We start from the raw sequence: 6,369 nt of genomic DNA, 5'->3' as shown, positions 1-6,369 counted from the left end.
AATCATCCTTATTACACGCGTACAGGTGTAGATTTAGGTATTTCACGTTGGATAAAACCAAATTTACGCCTATCTGCCAACGGAACCTTTGCACAAAAAGATTATGCCTATACCAAACGACAAGGGAAAGATTATCAGATTGGATTTGGGGCGACCTACCTGATGAATGATAAAACTTATTTCTTAGGAGGTTTGAATTATGCGCGTGACAAAGTTGAAAATTTCGCAGGCAGCAGCTCCAAACGGATAGGAGGTTACTTAGGTTGGGGGCAAATTTGGGGTGAAAATTTCAATAGTCGCCTTATCATCAATCACTACAATGAACGCTTTGATGGAAAACATTACGTCTTTACCGACCGTCATCGTACAGATAATGTCGTGGTTACCAATTTAAGCCTCTGGCACAATAAACTGAGTTTTCTAGGAATTACGCCGAGATTAAATTGGCGATATACAAACAATAACAGCAATATTAATGAACTTCATGGTTATACAAAAAATCGTGTATTTATAGATTTTGAGAAAACGTTTTGAAAAAATTTGATATACACGCACTTTAACTAAATCTATCGAACTTAGTTAAAGGGTCGTCTGAAAGTATAGTGGATTAAATTTAAATCAGGACAAGGCGACGAAGCCGCAGACAGTACAGATAGTACGGAACCGATTCACTTGGTGCTTCAGCACCTTAGAGAATCGTTCTCTTTGAGCTAAGGCGAGGCAACGCCGTACTGGTTTAAAGTTAATCCGCTATAAAAAAGCTGAGTCCTGTCACATACAGAACCCAGCTTTTTATTTAATCCACCAAAGCAGATTTTTATGAGTATCCAATATTTTGGAGTGACCCAGTGTTTTCAGACGACCTCTTTCCTCAGCCGATCAACTGCTTCAACACTTCCGCTTTGGCTTTATCGTAATCCTCTTGAGCAATCAAACCGCCGTCCAGCAAAGATTTGAGTTTCGCCAATTTTGCCTGCGGGTCTTCGGAGGCCGTCTGAACGCTTTGAGCGGGTTGTGCTGCCGGTTGTGCCGCGGGCTGCATCATACCTGCCATCGCACCAGCCATTGCCTGACCGACGCCTGCGCCCACGCCCAAGCCTGCGCCGATTCCGGCAAGTCCGCCTTCGTTTTGCGCGGCAAGCGGGATGGATTCGGCGGTTTGGTATTGGGTGTAGCGTCCCAAGTCGCCGATGACACCCATGGAAATTTTCTTATCTAACGCTTCTTGGATGGCGGCAGGCAGGGTAATGCTTTCGACGGTAAAGTTTTCCAGCGTCAAGCCGAGTTTGGCAAATTCTGCGCCGAGCAATTCGCCGATTTTTTGCGACAGCAAAACTTGGTTTGCCGCCATGTCCAAAAACGGAATACCGGAGCTGCCGAACGCTGCCGCAAGCTGGGTAACGGCGATATTGCGCAACTGGTTTTCCAACTCGGCGCCGCTGTATTCTGCCGCTACGCCGCTGACTTCTTTGAAGAATTTTGCCGGATCGCTGATGCGATAGGCGTACATGCCGAACGAGCGCAACTGCACTGCGCCGAACTCGGCATCGCGCACGGTAACGGGTTGCGACGTACCCCATTTCCGCGCAAGCTGTTGTTTGGTATTGAAAAAGTAAACATCGGATTTAAACGGGGATTCAAAGAGCTTGTCCCAGTTTTTCAGGTTGGTCAGCAGCGGCAGCGTTTGGGTATTGAGCGTGTAACGCCCCGGTCCGAACACGTCGGCGGTTACGCCCTCATCGACAAACATCGCCATCTGCGCCTCGCGCACGGTCAGGCTCGCGCCGTTTTGGATTTCCTCGTCGGCAATCGGGAAACGCCACATCAGCAGGCTGTCGTCGGGATTCGGCCATTGGATGACGTCGATAAACTGTTTCTTGATAAAGTTGAACATTGCGGTTCCTTATTTTGAAGAATGGGTAACTTGTCGGTTGTAGACATGACATAAGGGCAGAAAACGTATGTTTTCTTCAACCGATTATAAAATCAGGTTAAACACCGGCATTTCTAAGAATATCGGCATAGCGTCGAACTGCTTGCCGCCTGTGCTTTGTGTAGACGGTCAGGTTTGCGCTATTTCGGGGATTTTCGCCGCTAATCGGAAAATGACCATCGGAAAAATCGTCGGATGAAAAATCTGAGCGGTTGATATATCTGCCAAGCGGTAATTGTTGGGTTTTGTTGGGTCATTATAGAATGGTTAGTGCAATTTCTCTAACTTATCATATTGATTCTAACAAAGAAAAGGAATATACATGCAAAAAACCACCCGCTTCTGCTTTGCCGTTTTGGCATTGTCAGCCGCCGTCTGCACACAGGCTGCCCGTCCTGTCGAGTTTACCGTGGGTACGGAATATTACAAAGAGAATTATCGGGAATATAAAGACGGCGAGCGCCTTATGCGTCAAAAGGGAAACCTGTGGTCTCTGACAGGCGGCGTCAAATATCGCTTTAACGACCGCCATGCAGCAAAATTAGAAGGACGCTACTCCCGAGGCAAGTCGGATTACACAGGAAGGTATCAGGACGGAAGAGGCAATGTAACGGAATACGGCACTGCCACGTTCAACGGCTCTCCGCGCCGCGTCTATGATGTCCGTGCCTTATATGAATATACGCACCCGATTAACGACCGTGTCAGCCTGACAGCCGGAGCAGGCGTGGGTCACCGCGTTTTGAAAGATTTGGGTTCCCGCGTCGTAGCAAACAATTACGACCGCAAAAACCGGACCACTTATGCGCAAATCAATGCCGGTGTAAACATTGCGCTTCCTGCCGGTTTCGAAGTTTCACCCAATATCGCCTACAACCATTCCCTGAGAAGTCGTCAGCATTCTTATCGCGCCCATCAGGACATCGAAATGAAACAGCCGAGCGGACACGGCATCGAAGTCGAAGTGCCCGTATCTAAAAAATTCGCCAACGAATCTAAAATAAGCGTCGTTCCGTTTTATCGCGGCTGGAAAGTCAAGAAATCGGATACGGCCCTCGTCTATCTGCCAGACGGTATATATGGTTCCACCGAACCTAAAAACTACACCCATGAAGCTGGTGTAAAAGTACGATATACATTCTGATGCACTGACGGTGCGTTTACGTTTTCAGACGACCTTGCAGACAAGCAGGTCGTCTGAAATTTTTAGTATAGTGGATTAAATTTAAATCAGTACGGCAAGGCGAGGCAACGCCGTACTGATTTAAATTTAATCCACTATATTTATGGAAACACTCAACTGTCCGAACCCAAGAAAACAGAAACATCAGGTCAGACAAGCCGCATTCAAGATGCCGATGGATACGGACACCGCGCCAAACAGCGCGCCGACGGCGACGTTGTTGCCGATGAGTTCCTCCGTTGCGCCTTTAATCATCATCGTGGCGGCGAAATACACCAAAATCTGAATCACCGCCGCCGCGAGACCCCACAGGATAAAATCAACGAAACTGACGCTGTGGGCAATGCTGGATGCGAGCGTCAAACAAAATCCGACCAGCGCTCCGCCGAACGACAAGGCGCAGGCAAGGTTGCCGTTTTTAATCAGCCGCAACTCTTCCGCAGGCGTAATCCGCAGATAAACTGCGCCGAAAACGGCAGTCATCGCCACCCCCGCAAGCATATATTGCAGGTAAAGCAGGTATTGGGGCAGGGAAATACTCACGATAGGGCTTCCTCGGTATTTTGATATAATGGATTATGCCACAACTCTAAGCCATCTGAAATTAAAGGGGACGCACCGCAAACCGGCCCTTCCTTAAAAAACGGTTTTGGACTCGAAAAACCATACATTCAACACCCAAGGTAGCGCGGCAGGATACGCATTTCTGTTCAAAACATACCGTTTTACACATCAAGCCCCTCCATTGTCGAATCATCCGTTTTTCAGATTTCAGACGACCCTATAAAACGCCCACACCATGACCGCCAACCGCACCCTCATCATCTCCGTCTTCATCGTCGCCAGTTGCGGCCTTGCCTACGAACTCATCATTGCCGCGCTGGCGAGCTATCTTTTGGGCGACAGCATTTTGCAGTTTTCCTCCGTCATCGGACTTTACCTTTTCTCGATGGGCATAGGCGCGCACCTGACCCGCTACATCAAAGACGAAGACGTGTTGCACCGCTTCATCGAAATCGAACTTTTGGTCGGCATCATCGGCGGCATTTCCGCACTGGCCTTGTTCGTCGCCTTCGGGCTTTCCGCCGCCCCGTTCCGCACTCTGCTCTACGCCTTCGTACTGATTGTCGGCGCAGTCGTCGGCATGGAAATCCCGTTGGTGATGCGCGTGTTAAACCGCAAAGGCGCAGAGTTTAAAGAACTCGTTGCCAAAGTCCTGACCTTCGACTATTTGGGCGCACTCGCCGTTTCCCTGCTCTTCCCGCTTCTCCTCGCCCCCAAACTCGGCATGGCGCGTTCCGCCCTTTTGTTCGGCATCCTCAACGCCGCCGTCGCCTACCTGACCGCGCGCGTATTCAAAGCCGAACTGCCCCGCTACCGCGCCATCCGCCTGCGCGCGCTGATTGTCTTGTCCGTCCTCGCCGCCGCCTTCGCCTACGCCGACCGCATCTCCTTCAAAGCCGAACAAAGCTATTTCGGCGATCCTATCGTCTATCAAAGCCACTCGCCCTACCAGCGGCTCGTCGTAACCCGCTGGAAAGACGACACCCGCCTCTACATCAACGGCAACCTGCAATTCTCCTCGCGCGACGAAGCCCGTTACCACGAAGCCCTCGTCCTGCCCGCCATGCAGATGGTTCAAAACGCCGCCCGCATCCTCATCCTCGGCGGCGGCGACGGATTGGCGGCGCGCGAAGTCTTGAAATACCCGCAGGTCAAACACGTTACCCTGGTCGATTTAGACCCCGACATGACCGCCACTTTTAAAACCTCCACCACCTTAAGCGCGCTCAACCAAGGCTCGCTGTCCCACCCCAAAATGCACGTCGTCAACGACGATGCCGCCAAATGGCTGGAGGGGTCGTCTGAAAAATTCGACGTCATCATCATCGACCTGCCCGACCCGTCCAATTTCTCGCTGGGCAAACTCTACTCCGTCCCCATGTACCGCCTCGTCGCCCGCCATCTTCAGCCGCAGGGCAAAATCGTCGTCCAATCCACCTCGCCCTACTTCGCCCCCAACGCCTACTGGTCGGTCGTCGCCACCCTCGAAGCCGCCGGCCTTTCCACCGCGCCTTACCACGTTTACGTCCCCTCCTTCGGCGAATGGGGATTTGTGTTGGCAGGCTTCGATAAACAATTCCCCGTCCCGAAGAAATTCGACGTCCCTACGCGTTATCTGAACGCCCAAACCGCCGCCGAAATGTTCCGCTTCCCGCCCGACATGGCAAGGCGCAAGGTCGAGCCGAACTATCTGAACAACCAAATCCTCGTCAGCTATTTCGAAAGCGACTGGCGCAACGTAACCCGTTGAGCCGCTTCCCCAAAACAAAGGTCGTCTGAAAAACATTTTCAGACGACCTTTCCATCGCTATTGCTTCACAGGTTTCAAAGTCGGCAAAACCGTATCCCAAATCGCAAGGACTTCGGCTTCGCTGCGCTTCGTCCCGTCTTTTTTCTCCGCGCCAAACTGCATCATGATGCGCGGGTCGCCGCCGTCGCGCTCCCAAAAGAACATATATTTGTTGCCGCCCCATTTCACCAATTTTTCCTCACCCGGCATACCGTTGATGGTGCGTTTGCCTTGGCGGATGGTGCGGGTTAACGCTTTAACCAATAAGCCTTTTTCTGGATCAACTTTGCGTTTCAGCAGCGTCGCTTCGCCCGCTTTCAACACATCGCCGTGCATGATTTCCAAACTCATATCGTGTTGTTTGGCAAATTCGACGGTGCTATGAACTTCAAACGGTTTTTTGCCGTCATCGGCGATAAAACCGCCTATCAGGCATATACCGTGTTTATTTGGCACTTCAAATTCCTGCCTGGTTTTCAAACCGCTGAGGATTTCTTGGCGGAATTTTTTCTCCATGGTGTTTATCGCTTCTTTTTCTTGGATTTTCCAGTTGGCAGGGGCTTTGCCATGATCAGAAGGAATGCGGAAATAACTACGCACAATATAAGCATCATCATTATCCAGCTTGAAATATAAATCGGCTTCGTAGGGCATACCGTCATCCCCAACAAGATCTTCCCAACCAAATCCTTTTCGCGTTACCTGCATCATTGCCCGATCCGGAATCAGGGTACGGGTATCGACGACAATATCGGTTCCATCTCTACCATTTTGCTTAGTCTCATTGATGGTCCTAACGTTTCTCTTCCAGTCGTTAAACATGACCATCACGCTCCAGCCGTTGTAATCAAGGTGCGTACTGCCATGACGGCGTTTGGACGGCAGGCGCAATTGATAGCG

Annotated in this window: 6 protein-coding genes; 3 read left to right on the top strand and 3 right to left on the bottom strand. The window is 50.6% G+C overall.

Annotated features, from left to right (window positions below; genetic code table 11):
- On the top strand, window positions 1-534 hold a 534-nt coding region (locus HMPREF1051_RS04825), incomplete at its 5' end, for a surface lipoprotein assembly modifier (protein ID WP_003765152.1).
- 337 nt (window positions 535-871) lie between these two features.
- On the opposite strand, the gene HMPREF1051_RS04820 is transcribed toward HMPREF1051_RS04825, so the two are convergent.
- Window positions 872-1,894, bottom strand: coding sequence for an SPFH domain-containing protein (locus tag HMPREF1051_RS04820; RefSeq protein ID WP_003765156.1), 1,023 nt, complete (start codon window positions 1,892-1,894; stop codon window positions 872-874).
- A 361-nt stretch (window positions 1,895-2,255) separates the two neighbouring features.
- On the opposite strand from HMPREF1051_RS04820, the gene HMPREF1051_RS04815 reads away from it, so the two are divergent.
- Window positions 2,256-3,077, top strand: coding sequence for an outer membrane beta-barrel protein (locus HMPREF1051_RS04815; protein ID WP_003765158.1), 822 nt, complete (start codon window positions 2,256-2,258; stop codon window positions 3,075-3,077).
- Between the two features lie 183 nt (window positions 3,078-3,260).
- On the opposite strand, the gene HMPREF1051_RS04810 is transcribed toward HMPREF1051_RS04815, so the two are convergent.
- Window positions 3,261-3,659 carry a DUF350 domain-containing protein gene (locus HMPREF1051_RS04810; protein ID WP_003765161.1) on the bottom strand — a complete coding sequence of 133 codons (399 nt, stop codon included), beginning with the start codon at window positions 3,657-3,659 and terminating at the stop codon, window positions 3,261-3,263.
- Between the two features lie 256 nt (window positions 3,660-3,915).
- Between HMPREF1051_RS04810 and HMPREF1051_RS04805 the strand changes: the two genes are divergently transcribed.
- On the top strand, window positions 3,916-5,430 hold the full coding sequence (locus HMPREF1051_RS04805; protein ID WP_003765160.1) for a polyamine aminopropyltransferase: 1,515 nt from the start codon (window positions 3,916-3,918) through the stop codon (window positions 5,428-5,430).
- A gap of 57 nt (window positions 5,431-5,487) precedes the next feature.
- On the opposite strand, the gene HMPREF1051_RS14815 is transcribed toward HMPREF1051_RS04805, so the two are convergent.
- A partial coding sequence (locus HMPREF1051_RS14815; protein WP_050901439.1) for a T6SS immunity protein Tli4 family protein occupies window positions 5,488-6,369 on the bottom strand: 882 nt, incomplete at its 5' end.

The organism is Neisseria sicca VK64, assembly GCF_000260655.1.
Taxonomy (GTDB): domain Bacteria; phylum Pseudomonadota; class Gammaproteobacteria; order Burkholderiales; family Neisseriaceae; genus Neisseria; species Neisseria sicca_B.
Note: the sequence above shows the minus strand (reverse complement) of the source record. Positions and strands in the feature narration are given on the sequence as shown.